The following is a 16,447-nucleotide window of genomic DNA, read 5'->3' as shown; positions in this document are numbered from 1 at the left end:
CCCCACCCCAGAAAGAGACACGAATGCGCAGCTTCTCCCTCCCCCGCGCGGGCCTGGTCGCCCTCGCGATCGGCGCCACCGTCACCCTGTCGGCGTGCGCCGGCGGAACCGGCCCCGGGTCGGCGGCCCCGACGTCGAGCCCCGCGACCGACACCGCCACCCGCGTCGCCCTGTCGTACCCCGGCGGCATCCTGGTGCTCGACGGTCAGAGCCTCGAGACCCTGGGCGATCTCTCGTCCGAGGAGTTCACTCGCCTGAACTCGGCCGGCGACGGTCGCCACGTCATGGTGACCACGAGCACGGGATTCCAGGTTCTGGATGCCGGGACCCCGGCCGCCGACCCCGAGCTCACCGACCTCGTGTTCCCGGCGTCCAAGCCCGGTCACGTGGTCACGCACGGTGGGACGACGGTTCTCTACGCCGACGGCACGAGCGACTCGACGATCTTCGACACCGATGCCCTCTTGGCATCCACCGACTCCCTTCCCGAGGTTCGGACGGTTCCGGGCGTCGAGGCGCACCACGGCGTCTCGATCGTGCTCGAGGACGGCACCTTCCTCACCACGGTCGGCAACGCCGACGGCCGCAACGGCGTGGTGGCGAAGGACGCCTCCGGTGCCACCCTCGCCGAGAGCGACGACTGCCCCGGCGTGCACGGCGAAGGCACGGCGAAGGACGAGGTCGTCGTCTTCGGCTGCGAGAACGGCGCTCTGGTCTACGACGAGGGCACCTTCACCAAGCTGACCGCCCCCGACCAGCCGTACGGCCGCATGGGCAACGCGTACGTGAGCGAGAACAGCGCGCTCATCGTGGGCGACTACAAGGACGACCGTGATGCCGAGGGCTACCTGCTCCACCGCCTCGCGCTGATCGACACCGAGGCGAAGACCCAGCGCGTGGTCGATATGCCCGAAGGGGCCGAGTACACCTTCCGCGACGTGGCCCGGGGTCCGGGCGACCTCGCCTACGTTCTGGCATCCGATGGCGCGATCCACGTGCTCGACCCCGCGACCGGGCAGTTCACCGACGCGTTCCCCGTGATCGACGCGTGGGAGGGGCCGGCCGAATGGCAGGACGCCCACCCCGCCATCAAGGTCTCGGGTGACCTCGCCTACGTGACCGAGCCGGCGAAGAACGCCGTGCACGCGGTCGACCTCACCACCGGCCAGGTCGTGAAGAGCGTGACGCTCGAGCAGACCCCGAACGAGATCGCGCTGACGAAGTAAGCGCCGCCCCTACCGACCGCCCCGGTCGTACGCCACCTGCAGTGCCGCGCGCACGGCGCGTACACCGGGGCGGTCGGCCGTTCCGCGGCGCACCGCCGTGAACACCTCGCGCCGCGGCTGGCCGGGAAGCCCGACGAGCCGCACGGGCGGGGCCTCACCCGCGAAGACGAGGTCGGGGATCATGCCGACGGCGTGACCGGATGCCACGAGCCGGGCCTGCGCGGTGAGGTCGGCCATCTCGAACCTCACGTCGGGCTCGAACCCGGCGGCCCGACACTGTTGGGTGGCCCACTGGCGGGCGGCCGTGCCCACCGGTTCCATCACCCACGCGCGCTCGCGGAGGTCTTCGAGGTACTGAGCGGGATCGTCTCGCGAGACGGCGAGACGGATGGCGTCGCGCCCCAGGAGACCGCGCTCGAGGCCCTCGCGGTGCTCGCGCGTGTGACCGGGGTACTGCTCGGCCACAGCGAGGTCGAAGCCGCGCGCGGCGACCTCGAACAGCCCCTCCTCGGGAGCGAGCTCGGCGACCTCGACGCGCAGCTGCGGCTCGCTCTCAGCGAGGGCGTCGAGGGCGCGGGGGAGCAGGCCGTGCGCGGCGGACTGCATCACGGCCAGACGCACCGGGGCGAGGGAGGGCCGCATGCGCTCGAGCTCCGCGCGCGCGGCCTCGTCGGCGGCGAGCATTCGGGCCGCGTGGGCGGCGAGCGCAGCGCCCTGCGCGGTGAGGCGCACGCGGCGGCCGTCGGGTTCCAGCAGGGGGACTCCCGCCTCCTTCTCGAGCAGCGCGAGCTGCTGCGAGATGGTCGACGGACTGTACGCGAGCGCCTCGGCGACGGCGGCGAGGGTGCCCCGCACCGACAGCTCGTGCAGCAGGCGCAGACGGCGCAGATCGAACATGGCATCCCTTCGGGTCTATCGAAGAGTATGCGTCAGGAATCATCGCTTTTCTCGAACGTATGCGAGCCCCATGCTGAGAGCATCCGAGGAAGGATCGCCATGTCGCTCACCGATGTCCCCGACACCACGTCCGGCACCACCCCCGCCGCACTCGTCTCTCCCCACGAGCTCGCCGACGAGGCGATCGCCCTCGTGCGCCGCTGGCTCGCCGAGAGCCGCGACGAGCCCGTCGACGCCGCCGCCCAGCGCCTTGCCGGGGTGCTCCGCGACCCGCACGGCCTCGACTTCACCGTCGGCTTCGTCGACGGCGTCGTGCGTCCCGAAGACGTGCGCGTCGCCGCGCGCAACCTCGCCGCGCTCACCCCGCTCATCCCGGGCTTCCTTCCACTGCACCTGAAGGCCGCGATCCGCCTCGGCGCCTTCGCTGCGCCGATCCTCCCGCAGGTCGTCGTGCCCGCCGCCCGCACGGCGCTGCGCTCGATGGTGCGCCACCTCATCGTCGACGCCACCGACCGCAAGCTCGGCGAGGCGATCACCTCGATCCGGGGTCGGGGAGACGGCATCCGCCTCAACGTGAACCTGCTCGGCGAGGCGATCCTCGGCAAGAAGGAGGCCGCGCGGCGCCTGGCCGGCACCCGCAAGCTGCTCTCGCGCGACGACGTCGACTACGTCTCGATCAAGGTGTCGTCCACCGTCGCCCCGCACACGCCGTGGGCCTTCGATGCCGCCGTCGCCGACGCGGTCGCCGCCCTTCGCCCCCTGTACCGGGTGGCCAAGGAGACGGGCACGTTCCTGAACCTCGACATGGAGGAGTTCAAGGACCTCGACCTCACCCTCGCCGTCTTCGAGACGCTGTTGGGCGAGCCCGAGTTCCACGGCGTCGAGGCCGGCATCGTGCTGCAGGCCTACCTGCCCGATGCGCTGGCCGCGATGATCCGCCTGCAGGAATGGACCGCCGCGCGGGTGGCATCCGGGGGAGCCCACATCAAGGTGCGCGTGGTCAAGGGCGCGAACCTGCCGATGGAGCGGGTGGATGCCGATGTGCACGACTGGCCGCTCGCCACCTGGCCCTCGAAGCAGGCGACCGACGCCTCGTACAAGGCCGTACTCGACTACGCGCTGCGCCCCGAGCACACCGCGAACGTGCGCATCGGCGTCGCCGGGCACAACCTCTTCGACGTCGCCCTCGCGTGGCTGCTCGCCGAGCGGCGCGGCGTCACCGGCGGCATCGACGTCGAGATGCTCCTCGGCATGGCGACCGCGCAGCAGGCCGTCGTGCGTCGCACGGTCGGCTCGATCCTGCTGTACACCCCCGTGGTGCACCCGCAGGAGTTCGACGTCGCGATCGCCTACCTGATCCGCCGCCTCGAAGAGGGCGCGTCGAGCGAGAACTTCATGTCGGCGGTGTTCGACCTCGACACCCACGAGGCGCTGTTCTCGCGCGAGCGCGACCGCTTCCTCGCCTCGCTCGCCGACATGCCCTCGGGCGTGCCAGCGTCCAACCGCGTGCAGGACCGCACCGCTCCCGCGGCGCCCGCGCCGACCCACGGTTTCCGCAACACCCCCGACTCCGACCCGGCGATCGCGGCGAACCGCGACTGGTCGCGGGCGATCGTCGCGCGCATGGAGGAGTCGACCCTCGGCGCGCAGACCATCGCCGACCACACGGTCACCGACGAGACCGCGCTGAACGCGGTGATCCAGGATGCGGCGGACGCCGCCGCGTCGTGGCGCGCGCTCGGGGCCGCCGGTCGCGCCGAGATCCTGCACCGCGCGGGCGACGCCCTCGAGAAGCGCCGCGCCGACCTGCTCGAGGTCATGGGCGCCGAGTGCGGCAAGGTCATCGAGCAGAGCGACCCCGAAGTGTCGGAGGCGATCGACTTCGCCCACTACTACGCCGAGCAGGCGCGCACGCTCGAGACCGTCGACGGCGCGACCTTCACCCCGGTCGGTGTGACCGTGGTCACCCCGCCGTGGAACTTCCCCGTCGCGATCCCCGCGGGCTCCACTCTCGCCGCGCTCGCGGCGGGCTCAGCCGTGGTCATCAAGCCCGCGGGCCTCGCCGAGCGCTCGGGCGCCGTCATGGTCGAGGCGCTGTGGGAGGCCGGCGTTCCGCGCGAGGTGCTGAAGCTCGTGCAGGTGTCGGAGAACGACCTCGGTCGGCAGCTGCTCACCCACCCCGCCGTCGAGCGGGTCGTGCTCACCGGCGCGTACGAGACGGCCGAGCTGTTCCGCTCGTTCCGCCCCGATCTGCCGCTGCTGGCCGAGACGAGCGGCAAGAACGCCGTGATCGTCACCCCCAGCGCGGACCTCGACCTCGCGGCCAAGGACGTCGCGATGTCGGCCTTCGGCCACGCGGGACAGAAGTGCTCCGCGGCATCCCTCGTCGTGCTCGTCGGATCGGTCGCGCGCTCGCGTCGCTTCCGCGACCAGCTCGTCGACGCCGTCACCTCTCTCGAGGTCGGCTTGCCGTGGGACGAGGCTTCGCGCGTCGGACCCCTCATCGAGCCCGCCACCGGCAAGCTGCTGAAGGCCCTGACGAGCCTCGAGCCCGGCCAGCGCTGGGTGGTCGAGCCGAAGCGCCTCGACGACGAGGGATCGCTCTGGCGTCCCGGCATCCGCGAGGGCGTGCAGCCCGGCAGCGAGTTCCACCGCACCGAGTACTTCGGCCCCGTGCTCGGCATCATGACCGCCGAGACCCTCGACGAGGCGATCGAGATCGTCAACGCCATCGAGTACGGCCTCACCTCGGGCCTGCACGCGCTCGACGAGGCCGAGATCCAGCAGTGGCTCTCGCGCATCGAGGCCGGAAACGTCTACGTCAACCGCGGCACCACCGGCGCGATCGTGCAGCGCCAGCCGTTCGGAGGGTGGAAGAAGTCGGCCGTCGGCGCGGGCACCAAGGCCGGCGGACCGCACTACCTGTTCGGGTTCGGAGAGTGGGCGGATGCCGAGACCTCGGCGCCCCGCACGCCCGACGCCCTCGCCGCCCCGGCGCTGGCCGCCGTGCCCGCCGCCGACCGCGAGTGGGTGGCATCCGCCCTCTCGAGCGACGCCGCCGCGTGGGCCGAGGAGTTCGCGCTGGCCCGCGACGTGACCGGCCTGGAGTCGGAGCAGAACGTGCTGCGCTACGCCGCGGTGCCCGTGACCGTGCGCCTCGAAGACGCCTCCGAGGCCGCGCTGGTGCGCGTGGTCGCGGCGGGCGTCCGCGCCCGCTCGACGGTGACGGTCAGCTCGGCGCGCGAGCTCTCGCCGGCCGTGCGCGCCTGGCTCGAGGGTGTGAGAGTTCGGGCCTCGGTCGAAGACGGCGCGGACTGGGGTCGCCGCGCGGCGCGCCTCGCCCGCACCGGCGGCCGCATTCGCCTGCTCGGCGGGTCGCCCGTTGCGGTGGCCGAGGCGACGAACGGTTCGCCCTCGGTGGCCGTGTACGCGGGCGAGGTCACCCGTGCCGGGCACGTCGAACTGCTGCCGTTCCTGCGCGAGCAGGCCGTCTCGATCACGGCGCATCGCTTCGGCACCCCGCGACGGTACGAGGTGCCGCCGCTGGTCGGCTGAGAACGGAGAAGGGCGGGGCCATCGTGTGACGGCCCCGCCCTTCGTCGTCCCGCCGATGTGCGGGAGTCACGGTACCCCGCTGACCGCACCGCCCGCGGGTACGCGGATCGGGGCGCGTCGCGGAGCCTCGCGGGACGCAACGCAGGAGTTCTGCCGCGAGCCGGTGGATCTTCCCGCGGGAGCGGCGGGTCTGCACGCTCGCGGGTGCGCACAACTCCTGCACACGGGCGCGGGTGAGGCGCTCGTTCCGGCAGTCGGGGCGGATTGCAGGAGCCGTGTCGGGTTTCAGGCCGTGCCCGAGGCGTCGACGCGGCGCGCGGCCCGGCGAACCGACTCCGGCGCCGGCGTTCCCGCCATCGTCTGCGGCGAGGTGACGGGGTCGCCGGCGACGACCCGCAACGGCAGCATCCCGGCCCAGACGGAGCGGTCCTCCCCGTCGTCGTCGACCTCGACGAGAGAGCCGGCGTTGTCCTTCACGCTCGCCTGGGCCAGCGGGATGCGCAGCACCATGGTCGCCGCGATCTCGCGCGCGGTCATGGGTCGCACGTCTTCGCTGCGCCCCGGCATGAGGTGCTCCGACAGGGTGAGGAGAGCCGCTTCCTTCTCTTCGGGAGGGACGACGGATGCCACCGCGTGCACGACCGCGCAACGGTAGCGCATCGAGCTGTCGAAGAGCGAGCGAGCGTACTTCAGGCCCATCAGGTGCGTGATCGTCAGGCTCACCGGGGCTCCGGCGGCGATGCGGCGGAAGAAGTCGCTGCCGGTCGAGCCGTGCACGAGGAGGTCGTCACCGTCGCGACCGATGCCCACCGGAAGGGCGACCGGGCGGTCGTCGCGGACGATCGCGAGGGTGGCGTACAGGGCCGTGTCGATCACGTCGTACAGGGCCGTGCGGTCGGTGCGCTGATGGTGGGCGCCGCGGCGGACGCGCGTCAGGGTGGTCAGGGGCAGGTCGGTCATGGGTTCAGTCCACGCGAGTTCGTGGTCTATGTCATAGTCCGCTTTTTCCGCATTCTCGTGGACCAGTGACAGAATCCGAGACATGATCTCCGCCGGCATCCTGGATCGCGAATCGTCGGTGCCCCTGCACGAGCAACTTGCGCACAACCTGCGCGCGGCGATCCTGTCCGGACGCACCGGTGGGGGAGAGCCGGTCCCCTCGACGCGCGTGCTCGCCGCCGATCTCGGGATCGCGCGGGGGACGGCGGTGGCCGCCTACGAGATCCTCGCGGGGGAGGGCTACCTGGTGACGCGCGCCGGGAGCGCGACCGTCGTCGCCGAGGTGGTCGGCTCGTCGACCGGCCCGGTCCAGAGGGGCTCCCGGCCCTCGCCGGCGACGACTCCCACCCTCGTCGACCTGCGCCCCGGGCGTCCGCACACCGCGGGCATCGCCGACGCCGCCTGGCGCTCGGCGTGGCGGCGGGCGGGAGGCGTCGATCCGGCATCCGATGTCGACGACGTGCGGGGCGATCCGCTTCTGCGCGACCAGATCGCCCGGCATCTCGGACGCACCCGCGGGCTCGACGTGGTTCCCGACGAGGTCATCGTGACCGCGGGGACGAGCGATGCGGTGCTGCTGACGCTGCTCGCGCTCACGCCCCGGAACGTCGGTCGCCCCCTCCGCGTGGGCATCGAGAACCCGGGATACCCGCGCGTTCGTCGGGTCCTGCACCGGCTGGGGGTCGAGGCGGTGCCGTTCCCGGTGCGCCTCGACGACGGTCTCGATCTCGACGCCGTCGAGGCCCGCGCCGATCTGGACGCCCTCGTCGTCACTCCTCACCATCACTACCCCCTCGGAACACGGTTGGATGCCGCTGCCCGCGCGCGACTGCTCGCCTGGGCCGCGCGCACCGGCGCGGTGATCGTCGAAGACGACTACGACAGCGAGTTCCCCCACGGGCGGGCACCGTTGCCCCCGCTTCACCTGCTCGATCCCGCGCGGGTCGTCATGATCGGCACCCTGTCGAAGGTCCTCAGCCCGGCGTTGCGGAGCGGGTGGATCGTCGCCACCGGAGAGCTGCGCGATCGCCTCGTCGCGGCTCGGGCCGACCTCGACCCGCCGGTGTCGCAGGTGCAGCAGCGCGCGCTTGCCCTGTACCTCGGCGAGGGCGCGCTCGCGCGGCACACCGCCCGTCGCCGTCGCGACTATCGCCACCGCCGCCGCCTGCTGCTCGAAGCGTTCGCCGAGATCGAGGGGGTGGAGCTCACCGCGACCGACGGTGGGCTGCACGCCGTGGTCCTGCTCCCCGCGGCCGGGGCCGGGACCGAGCAGGACGTGGTCGACCGGCTCGCGGAGGCGGACGTCCGCGTGGCCCCTCTGACCTCGTACGGGGTTCCCGGCGCTTCGACTGACCTCCCCGCGGGCATCGTCTTCGGCTACGCGGGTCCGTCGACGGTCGTCCTGATGGATGCCGTGCAGACCATGATCCGCCTGCTGACGCGTCGCGACGATCCTTGCGATTGACGCCCGCTACCGCCCGAGGATCTCCAGCGCCGCCATCGCCGCGTTCTGGCCGCCGATGCCGCTGACCGCCCCGCCGCGCTGGGCGCTCGAGCCGCACAGCAGCACGCGCGCGTGCGGGGTCGCCACGCCCCAGCGGTCGGCGGGGGATTCGGCCGGTGCCGAGAGCCAGGGCCACGACAGCGCGCCGTGGAAGATGTCGCCGCCGATCATGTTCAGCGATTCCTCGAGATCGCGTGTCGTCCGGGCCTCGATGCACAAGCGACCGTCGGGTGCCCGCAGGATGCAGTCGCGCAGGGGCTCGGCGAGGACGGAATCGAGCGAGGCCTGCGCGGCCGCGAGCAGGCGGGCACCGGCGGCCACGGCATCCGTGTCGTCGATCAGGCGATGCGGAACCTGCAGGCCGAACATCGTGAGCGTCTGCGCGCCCGATGCCCGCAGTTCGTCGCCGAGGATCGACGGATCGGTGAGCGAGTGACAGGAGATCTCGACCGGGAGCGGCTCGGGGATGAGCCCTCCGGATGCCGCCGCGTGGGCGGCATCCAACTGGGTCATCATCTGGTTGACGTGGAACGTGCCCGAGAACGCGGCCTGGGGGGTCACCGACTCGTCCCGCAGACGGGGCAGACGCGAGAGCAGCATGTTGACCTTGACCTGCGCCCCCTCGGGCTCGTCGGCGCCGGTCGTCGCGGCTCCGCCCGCGGCGAGTAGCCGATCGAGTACGGCGCGGCCGACACCGCTGAGCACGAGGTCCCCGTGGAAGACCTCGGAGCGGTCGGTCATGGTGTGCACGTCGCCGTCGGGTGAGATCGAGACGACCTCGACCCCCGTGACGATCTCGGCCCCCGCTTCGCGGGCCGCGCGCTCGAGCTCGGCCGTGACGGCGCCCATGCCGCCCACCGGGACGTCCCCGTCCCCGGTTCCGCCGCCGATCACGTGGGAGAGGAAGCAGCGGTTCTGCGCGAGGGAGGGGTCGTCGGACGACGCGAACGTGCCGATGAGGCCGTCGGTGAGCGCGATGCCCCGCACCAGGTCGCTGTCGAACGAGGAGCGCAGCAGATCCCCCAGGGGGCGCGTCGTCAGGGCATCCCACAGCTCGTCGTCGCCCACGCGCTCGCGCACCTCGTCAGCGGTGGGCAACGGCTCGGTCATCGTGGGGAAGACGGCCCTCGCCACCGGGGCGAGCCGGTCGCCGAACGCCGCGAAGCGTTCGGCCTCAGCGGCGTCGCCGGTCGTGCGCGCGAACGAGGCGGCGGTCGCCTCGGCATCGTGGGTGTCCACCAGGATACCGCGGGTGGGATCGGTCGGGTCGGGCGTGTAGGAGGAATAGCGTCGACGACGCAGCTCGAGGCGGAGCCCCAGATCGTCGATGATCTGCTGCGGCAGCAGGCTCACGAGGTACGAGTAGCGCGACAGTCGAGCATCGACCCCCGCCCACGGGCGCTCCGACACGGCGGCGCCGCCCACGGCATCCGATCTCTCGATCACCACCACGCGTCGCCCTGCCCGGGCGAGATAGGCCGCGGAGACGAGGGCGTTGTGCCCGCCCCCCACGATGACGACGTCGTACCGGCGAGAATCCGAAGCGGTCATGGCCCCACGCTAACCACGGGGACGAATTCGTCGCAGGGGGTGGCGCACGTAGCCTGGATGCCATGACTTCCGCAGCCGACCTGCTCGAGATCGCCACGCGTATCGCTCGCGAAGCCGGGGAACTGGCCCACCGTCGGCGCCGGGAGGGGGTGACCGTCGCCGCCACCAAGTCGGCCGCCGCCGACATCGTCACCGCCGCCGACCGGGAGGTCGAGGCCTTCATCCGCGCCGAGCTCGCGCGCGAACGGCCCGACGACGGCTTCTTCGGCGAGGAGTCCGGGGCCGAAGAGGGAACGAGCGGCATCACGTGGGTCGTCGACCCGATCGACGGCACCGTCAACTACGCGTACGGGATCCCGGCGTGGGCCGTGAGCATCGCCGCCGTCGAGGGGACTGCCGAGACCGCGGCGTGGACCGCACTCGCCGGGGCCGTGTTCAACCCCGTGACCGGCGAGCTCTTCCGGGCCTCGCGCGGCGGGGGAGCCTGGCTCGGCGACCAGCGCCTCGCGGTCAGCGAGGTGGGGCCCGCCGGAGGCCTCGTCGCGACCGGTTTCGGGTACAACCCCGAGACGCACGGCCCGGCTCTTGCGCAGCTCGCCCGCGTCATGCCGATCGCCCGGGATGTGCGCCGTATCGGCGCGGCCTCCCTCGACCTGGCCTCGGTGGCCGCCGGACGCGTCGACGCGTACTACGAGCGCGGGACGCAGCCGTGGGATCACGCCGCCGGCGCGCTGCTGGTGGCGGAGGCGGGCGGCGCCGTCGGAGGCGCCCCCGGAGGCCGGCCCGGAAACGGCATGGTCATCGCCGCGGGACCGGACTTCTACAGCCGTCTCGAGCCGCTGCTGGACTACGAGCGCTGACAGAGCGTCTGCTCATGGCATTCCCAGACCAGCCGAGGTAGGCTGTTTACCAGTTCGTTATCTTCCGCAACCCGAACCTGCGGAGATGGCCAAGCCCCCCAGCCCGAAGCCGTCGCTCATCGCGACACGACACGAGAGCCCTTCCGCGTTGCCGTCAGAAGCCTCTGAGACTGAGCCCGCCGCCACCCGGCGGTCTCGTCGCCCCCTCCCCACGCCCGCTCCCGAGACGACCCCCCGGCTGACCCGAGCCGAGATGCGCCGTCGCTCCGCAAGCGAGACCCCCGTCGCCACGCTCGACGCCCCCGCGTCGGCCCCCAAGGCCGCCGACCCCGCCCCGGTCGACGCCGAGGCCGCCTCTCAGCCCGAGCTGATCGAGAGCGTCGCCGCCGCGGTCGTCGAGACCGTCATCGCCGCGACCATCGAGCCCACCCTGCCGCCGCGCGACACCGCCGCGACTCCCGCCGAGCAGACCCCGGATGCCGCGTCCTCCGACGCCCTCGAGGTCACCGTCGTCGACGAGCAGCGTCGTTCCGACGACGTCGCCGTGATCCTGCAGAGCGCGGACGGCGCCGTTGCGACCACCCCGGTGTCGCTGCCGACCTCGCCCATCACCCTTCCCGCCAGCCGCCGCGCGCGTCGTCGCCCCCAGGCGTCGGTCATCCTCGACTCCACGGTCGACGAGACCCCCGTCGTGTCCGAGCCGGTCGCTGAGCCGGTGTCCGAGCCCGTCGCGCGCCAGACGACGAAGCCCGTCGTCGAGCAGCCCGCCATCGAGCGACCGGCCGCCGCCGCGGACACCGCCGACGAGACGGCCGCGGACGAGTTCGCGACCGCCGCGCGCCTGTTCTCCTTCACCGGCGAGACGCCCACGCAGCAGGCGGCGCCGGTCACCCCGGCTCCTGAGCCCGTCTCGGAGGGCCTGCCCGCGGCAGCCGCTCCCCGCACTCGCCGCAACGTCCGCCGCATCGCGGCGACGTCCTTCTCGGTCGGCGTCATGGGCGTCGTCGGACTCCTCACGGTCGGCATGACAATGCCCGTGAGCGCGATCGCCTCGGCGAGCGGCACCGACAGCATCACCGCCCCCGCGGCCGACACCGCGACGACCCGTCTCGCGGTCGGCGGGGACGTCGCCTCGGCCGACGGAGCGATCCAGGCCTACGTCGCGCCCGCTCAGTCGCAGGCCGCGGTCGTCGACCGCGCCGACGGCTACAGCGCCACCACGTACTCCAAGATGGCCGTCGACTCGGGCATCAAGTACCCCACGAACTTCTACGTCAACGACCCGACGGCGCCCATCCAGTGGCCCTTCGCGGTCGGCGTGTCGATCTCGTACGGCTTCGGCATGCGCGACGGCGGCTTCCACGAGGGTGCGGACTTCGTCCCCGGTGAGGGCGCACCCGTCCAGGCGATCGCCGACGGCACCGTCCGCATCGCGACCGAGCAGGGCGGCGCCTTCGGTGTGACCGTGCTGATCGACCACGTGATCGACGGCCAGCTCGTCTCGAGCCGCTACGGACACATGCAGTACGGCTCGCTCCAGGTCACCCCGGGCGAGAAGGTCCACGTCGGACAGTTCCTCGGACGCACCGGCAACACCGGTCGCTCGTTCGGCGCGCACACGCACGTCGAGATCCTGCAGAACGGCACGACCCCGATCGACCCGATCGCGTGGCTGCGCCAGCACGCCGGCGGCTGACCCTCGATTCGTAAGAGAGTGTCGAGGTCTGATATTCTCTTCTAGTTGCCCGGAGCGATCCGGGTACGCCCCGATAGCTCAGTGGCAGAGCACTTCCATGGTAAGGAAGGGGTCGTCAGTTCAATCCTGACTCGGGGCTCAAGGCATCCTCATCTGAATCCTGGATGCCGTGCGGCGGGGTAGCTCAGTTGGTGAGAGCGCACGACTCATAATCGTGAGGTCGCGGGTTCAAGCCCCGCTCCCGCTACAGATTCTTCGCGAAGCCGTCCTCCGGGGCGGCTTTCGTTTTGTCGTCGCGAGGGGCGCGCGGCGGACTCCTCGCGCCCCGATAGGGTGAGCCGCGTGAGTGATTCGGGAGAGTTCGTCCAATCCCTCGCTCGCGGTCTCGAGGTGATCCGGGCATTTGACGCCGAGAACCCTGCGTTGACGCTCAGCGACGTCGCCCGTCGTGCGGATCTGACCCGCGCCGCCGCCCGCCGGTTCCTCCAGACGCTCGAGACTCTCGGCTACGTGCGTGCCGACGGTCGGGTCTTCTCGCTCACGCCGCGCGTCCTCGAGCTCGGTTTCAGCTATCTCTCCGCGCTGTCGCTGCCGGCGCTGGCTCAGCCGCATCTCGAGCGTCTGTCGCGCGAGGTGGGGGAGAGCGTCTCGTCGGCGGTGCTCGACGGCGCCGACATCGTCTACGTCGCCCGCGTTCCCACGCGACGGATCATGAGCGTCGGGATCACGATCGGTACGCGCTTTCCCGCGTACGCCACCAGCATGGGGCGAGTGCTGCTCGCGGCCCTCGCCGAAGCGGACGCGCGACAGATCGTGGCGGCTTCGCACCCCGCCGCCCTTACCCCGCGCACGCGCACGGACGTCGATGCGATCGTCGCGGAGCTCGAGGCGGTGCGTGCTCAGGGGTGGGCTCTCGTGGACGGCGAGCTCGAAGAGGGGCTGCGGTCTCTCGCGGCGCCCCTTCACGATCGCTCGGGGGCGGTGGTCGCGGCGGTCAACATCTCGGCCAGCTCTCGCGGTGACGCGGACGAGTGGCGCGAGCAGTGCCTGCCGGCGTTGCGGGCCGCCGCGGCCGAGATCGACGCGGACCTCCGCCTGGTCTGAATCGTCGAGAAGCCCCGCTCGTGCGGCGGGCGGGGCCTTGCCGTGCCCGCGGTGATCGGCGTATCCTGTTCGCATAACGTACGTGTGTACGCAGAGCGAACAAGCGAGGATGCTCCGCATGATCGACAAGACCGTCCCCGACCTCGCGTCGGCCGTCGCAGGGATCGCCGACGGGGCGACCGTGATGATCGGCGGTTTCGGCCGCGCGGGTCAGCCCGTCGAGCTGATCGACGCGCTCATCGCGCACGGCGCCGGCGATCTCACCATTGTCAACAACAACGCCGGCAACGGCGACACCGGGCTCGCGGCCCTTCTGGCCGCAGGTCAGGTGAGCAAGATGATCTGCTCGTTCCCGCGCCAGAGCGACTCGTGGGTGTTCGACGGGCTCTTCCGCGACGGCAAGGTCGAGCTCGAACTCGTGCCGCAGGGGAACCTCGCCGAGCGCATCCGCGCCGCGGGTGCCGGCATCGGCGGGTTCTTCACCCCCACCGGCTTCGGGACGCAGCTCGCCGAGGGCAAAGAGACGCGGCGCATCGACGACCGCGACTACGTGCTCGAATACCCCATCCACGCGGATGCCGCGCTGATCAGCGCCCGCGCCGCCGACCGCTGGGGCAACCTCGTCTACCGCGAGACGGCGCGCAACTTCGGACCCATCATGGCCGCCGCCGCGGCGACCACCATCGTCCAGGTCGACGAGGTCGTCGAACTCGGATCCCTCGACCCCGAGTGCGTCGTGACGCCGGGGATCTACGTCGATCGCGTTGTCGCCGTGGGGGAGCGACGGTGGCTGCGCGACGGCGTCTTCGTCGGCGGCGTCGACATCGAGGGCCGGGCGCTGGCATCCGAGGAGGAGAAATGACCACTCGCATCTCGCGGCGCGATCTCGCCGCTCGCGTGGCATCCGACATCCCCGAGGGAGCCGTCGTGAACCTCGGCATCGGCGCGCCGACCCTGGTCGCCGACTACCTGCCCGCCGGGCTCGAGATCGTGCTGCACACCGAGAACGGCATGCTCGGCATGGGCCCGGCCCCCGAGCGCGGCCGGGTCGACCCCGATCTCATCAACGCGGGAAAGCAGCCCGTCACCGCGCTCGCCGGAGCCGCGTACTTCCACCACGCCGACTCGTTCGCCATGATGCGCGGCGGCCACCTCGACGTGTGCGTGCTGGGCGCGTTCCAGGTGTCGGCCGGCGGTGACCTCGCCAACTGGTCGACCGGCGAGCCCGGCGCGATCCCGGCCGTGGGTGGGGCGATGGACCTCGCCATCGGCGCGAAGGACGTCTACGTCATGACCGACCTGCTCACCAAGGGCGCCGAGCCCAAGCTCGTCGCGGCCTGCAGCTACCCGCTGACCGGGGTCGGCTGCGTCTCGCGGGTCTACACCGATCACGGCGTCTTCGACGTCACCCCCGACGGCTTCCGCGTGCGCGAGCTGTTCGGCGACAACACCCACGCCGAGATCGAGGCGCTTCTCGGTCTGACCCTTCTCGACCAGGAGAGCTGACCATGCCCGCTTCGTTCGTCTACGACGCCATCCGCACCCCCTTCGCCCGCCACGCCAAGGCCTTCGCCGACGTGCGCCCCGACGACCTGGCCGCCACGGTCATGGCATCCGTCGTCGAACGCACCGGGATCGACTCCGCGCGCATCGAAGACGTGATCTTCGGCGACGCGAACCAGGCCGGCGAAGACAACCGCAACGTCGCGCGCTTCGGTGCGCTGCTCGCGGGCTTCCCCTCGTCGGTGCCCGGAACGACCATCAACCGCCTGTGCGGATCGTCGCTGGATGCCGTGATCCAGGGCTCGCGCGCGATCGAAGCCGGAGATGCCGACGTGATCCTCGCGGGCGGCGTCGAATCGATGACGCGGGCCCCGTTCGTGGTCGAGAAGAGTCCGCGGCCCTTTCCCGCCGCCACCCAGACGATGTGGAACACCTCGATCGGCTGGCGCATGACCAACCCGCGGCTGCGGAAGGACTGGACGATCTCGAACGGCGAGAGCGCCGAGAAGCTGGCCGAGATCTACGGCATCTCGCGCGAGGAGCAAGACTCGTTCGCCGCGCGCAGCCACCGCCTCGCCGCAGCGGCGTGGGCCGAGGGACGCTTCGACGACGAGATCGTGCAGGTCGAGGGTCACGCGCTCGCGCGCGACGAAGGCATCCGCGACGACTCCACCGCCGAGGTGCTCGCGGGTCTGCGCCCGGCCTTCCGTCAGGGCGGATCGGTCACCGCGGGCAACTCCTCGCCCATCAACGATGGCGCCTCGGCCGTGCTGTTGGGCGCGGAAGGGGCGATGGATGCCGAGCCCCTGGCCCGCATCGCCGGCCGGGCCGCGTTCGGCAACGACCCCGACGTGTTCGGTGTGGCTCCCGTCGAGGCGGCGAACCGCGCCCTCGCGCGCGCCGGGAAGACGTGGGCCGACGTGACCTTCGTCGAGCTCAACGAGGCGTTCGCGTCGCAGACGCTCGCGTGCGCGAAGCTGTGGACCGAGCTCGACCCCGCCCGCCTCAACGAGAACGGCGGGGCGATCGCGATCGGCCACCCCCTCGGCGCCTCGGGCGGACGCATCATCGCGCGCGCGGCCCACGAGCTGAAACGCCGCGGCGGCGGCGTCGCGGTCGCGGCGATCTGCATCGGCGTGGGTCAGGGCCTCGCGGTGGTGCTCGAGCGCTGAGCCCGCCGCCGCGGCATCCGTGTCACGAGAACAGGCGATGCGCGGGGAACAGGACGATCCGCGCGGAGTCGACCTGTTCTCGTCGCCCACCCTGTTCTGGTGACCGGCCGCGTCGCTCGGCTAGGACTCCTCGGCCCAGCGGTCGCGAGGCCGATCGTCGTCTTCGTCGCGGACATGCCCCGGGGTGGACCACTCCAGCTGGAACCCGCACTCGCGGCACTCGTCGGCGCCGCCGCCCTGTTCGAGCAGCGGGTGCATCGTCACACCGCACGAGGGGCAGATCGGTTGCGCGCCGTCGTCGTAAGGGTCTCTGTAGGTCATGGCCGTCCCGCTCGTCATCCGTCCCCGGGGTCAACCCGCATCCCGTCCGACGTGTTCCC

Annotated in this window: 13 protein-coding genes and 2 tRNA genes; 11 read left to right on the top strand and 4 right to left on the bottom strand. The window is 71.9% G+C overall.

Going from position 1 to position 16,447, the window contains the following annotated elements; all coding sequences use genetic code 11:
* The first annotated feature begins 23 nt into the window (after positions 1-23).
* On the top strand, positions 24-1,226 hold the full coding sequence (gene aztD / locus AB6V31_RS14070; protein WP_369366370.1) for a zinc metallochaperone AztD: 1,203 nt from the start codon (positions 24-26) through the stop codon (positions 1,224-1,226).
* 9 nt (positions 1,227-1,235) lie between these two features.
* Here the strand turns inward: aztD and AB6V31_RS14065 are convergent, their stop codons facing one another.
* A complete protein-coding gene (locus tag AB6V31_RS14065) occupies positions 1,236-2,123 on the bottom strand; it encodes a LysR family transcriptional regulator (RefSeq protein ID WP_369366368.1) in 888 nt (295 codons plus the stop codon).
* A 99-nt stretch (positions 2,124-2,222) separates the two neighbouring features.
* Between AB6V31_RS14065 and AB6V31_RS14060 the strand changes: the two genes are divergently transcribed.
* A complete protein-coding gene (locus AB6V31_RS14060; protein WP_369366365.1) occupies positions 2,223-5,678 on the top strand; it encodes a bifunctional proline dehydrogenase/L-glutamate gamma-semialdehyde dehydrogenase in 3,456 nt (1,151 codons plus the stop codon).
* A gap of 285 nt (positions 5,679-5,963) precedes the next feature.
* Here the strand turns inward: AB6V31_RS14060 and AB6V31_RS14055 are convergent, their stop codons facing one another.
* Positions 5,964-6,638 carry a pyridoxamine 5'-phosphate oxidase family protein gene (locus tag AB6V31_RS14055; RefSeq protein ID WP_369366363.1) on the bottom strand — a complete coding sequence of 225 codons (675 nt, stop codon included), beginning with the start codon at positions 6,636-6,638 and terminating at the stop codon, positions 5,964-5,966.
* A gap of 82 nt (positions 6,639-6,720) precedes the next feature.
* On the opposite strand from AB6V31_RS14055, the gene AB6V31_RS14050 reads away from it, so the two are divergent.
* Entirely contained in the window at positions 6,721-8,142 is a 1,422-nt protein-coding gene (locus tag AB6V31_RS14050; RefSeq protein ID WP_056223906.1) for a PLP-dependent aminotransferase family protein, read from the top strand.
* Between the two features lie 6 nt (positions 8,143-8,148).
* Here the strand turns inward: AB6V31_RS14050 and AB6V31_RS14045 are convergent, their stop codons facing one another.
* Positions 8,149-9,732 (bottom strand): phytoene desaturase family protein, encoded by a 1,584-nt coding sequence (locus tag AB6V31_RS14045; protein WP_369366361.1) that lies wholly within the window; start codon positions 9,730-9,732, stop codon positions 8,149-8,151.
* A gap of 62 nt (positions 9,733-9,794) precedes the next feature.
* On the opposite strand from AB6V31_RS14045, the gene AB6V31_RS14040 reads away from it, so the two are divergent.
* From AB6V31_RS14040 to AB6V31_RS14005, 8 genes are all read left to right on the top strand, one after another.
* Positions 9,795-10,592 (top strand): inositol monophosphatase family protein, encoded by a 798-nt coding sequence (locus AB6V31_RS14040; protein WP_074695453.1) that lies wholly within the window; start codon positions 9,795-9,797, stop codon positions 10,590-10,592.
* A 253-nt stretch (positions 10,593-10,845) separates the two neighbouring features.
* Positions 10,846-12,288, top strand: a complete 1,443-nt coding sequence (locus AB6V31_RS14035; protein ID WP_369366359.1) for a peptidoglycan DD-metalloendopeptidase family protein — start codon at positions 10,846-10,848, stop codon at positions 12,286-12,288.
* Between the two features lie 67 nt (positions 12,289-12,355).
* Positions 12,356-12,427: transfer RNA gene (locus AB6V31_RS14030), tRNA-Thr, on the top strand.
* 34 nt (positions 12,428-12,461) lie between these two features.
* A tRNA-Met gene (locus tag AB6V31_RS14025) sits at positions 12,462-12,535 on the top strand.
* Positions 12,536-12,630: 95 nt separating this feature from the next.
* A complete protein-coding gene (locus tag AB6V31_RS14020; protein ID WP_369366357.1) occupies positions 12,631-13,392 on the top strand; it encodes an IclR family transcriptional regulator C-terminal domain-containing protein in 762 nt (253 codons plus the stop codon).
* A gap of 118 nt (positions 13,393-13,510) precedes the next feature.
* Entirely contained in the window at positions 13,511-14,254 is a 744-nt protein-coding gene (locus AB6V31_RS14015) for a 3-oxoacid CoA-transferase subunit A (RefSeq protein WP_369366355.1), read from the top strand.
* Positions 14,251-14,898 (top strand): 3-oxoacid CoA-transferase subunit B, encoded by a 648-nt coding sequence (locus AB6V31_RS14010; protein ID WP_369366352.1) that lies wholly within the window; start codon positions 14,251-14,253, stop codon positions 14,896-14,898. The genes AB6V31_RS14015 and AB6V31_RS14010 overlap by 4 nt, the downstream gene beginning before the upstream one ends.
* Before the next feature lie 2 nt (positions 14,899-14,900).
* A complete protein-coding gene (locus AB6V31_RS14005) occupies positions 14,901-16,067 on the top strand; it encodes an acetyl-CoA C-acyltransferase (RefSeq protein WP_369366350.1) in 1,167 nt (388 codons plus the stop codon).
* A 120-nt stretch (positions 16,068-16,187) separates the two neighbouring features.
* Here AB6V31_RS14005 and AB6V31_RS14000 read toward each other — a convergent pair whose 3' ends face one another.
* Positions 16,188-16,388, bottom strand: a complete 201-nt coding sequence (locus AB6V31_RS14000; RefSeq protein WP_143017902.1) for a zf-TFIIB domain-containing protein — start codon at positions 16,386-16,388, stop codon at positions 16,188-16,190.
* Positions 16,389-16,447: the final 59 nt, after the last annotated feature.

This window comes from Microbacterium sp. 16-032 (assembly GCF_041079455.1).
Classification (GTDB): Bacteria; Actinomycetota; Actinomycetes; order Actinomycetales; family Microbacteriaceae; genus Microbacterium; species Microbacterium testaceum_A.
This window is presented reverse-complemented; position numbering and strand designations above follow the sequence as displayed.

Coding starts and splice junctions, on each gene's coding strand:
- AB6V31_RS14055 (WP_369366363.1), bottom strand. CDS start 6,638: ATGACCGACCTGCCCCTGACCACCCTGACGCGCGTCCGCCGCGGCGCC.
- AB6V31_RS14060 (WP_369366365.1), top strand. CDS start 2,223: ATGTCGCTCACCGATGTCCCCGACACCACGTCCGGCACCACCCCCGCC.
- AB6V31_RS14035 (WP_369366359.1), top strand. CDS start 10,846: ATGCGCCGTCGCTCCGCAAGCGAGACCCCCGTCGCCACGCTCGACGCC.
- AB6V31_RS14010 (WP_369366352.1), top strand. CDS start 14,251: ATGACCACTCGCATCTCGCGGCGCGATCTCGCCGCTCGCGTGGCATCC.
- AB6V31_RS14000 (WP_143017902.1), bottom strand. CDS start 16,388: ATGACCTACAGAGACCCTTACGACGACGGCGCGCAACCGATCTGCCCC.
- aztD (WP_369366370.1), top strand. CDS start 24: ATGCGCAGCTTCTCCCTCCCCCGCGCGGGCCTGGTCGCCCTCGCGATC.
- AB6V31_RS14005 (WP_369366350.1), top strand. CDS start 14,901: ATGCCCGCTTCGTTCGTCTACGACGCCATCCGCACCCCCTTCGCCCGC.
- AB6V31_RS14065 (WP_369366368.1), bottom strand. CDS start 2,123: ATGTTCGATCTGCGCCGTCTGCGCCTGCTGCACGAGCTGTCGGTGCGG.
- AB6V31_RS14015 (WP_369366355.1), top strand. CDS start 13,511: ATGATCGACAAGACCGTCCCCGACCTCGCGTCGGCCGTCGCAGGGATC.
- AB6V31_RS14040 (WP_074695453.1), top strand. CDS start 9,795: ATGACTTCCGCAGCCGACCTGCTCGAGATCGCCACGCGTATCGCTCGC.
- AB6V31_RS14050 (WP_056223906.1), top strand. CDS start 6,721: ATGATCTCCGCCGGCATCCTGGATCGCGAATCGTCGGTGCCCCTGCAC.
- AB6V31_RS14045 (WP_369366361.1), bottom strand. CDS start 9,732: ATGACCGCTTCGGATTCTCGCCGGTACGACGTCGTCATCGTGGGGGGC.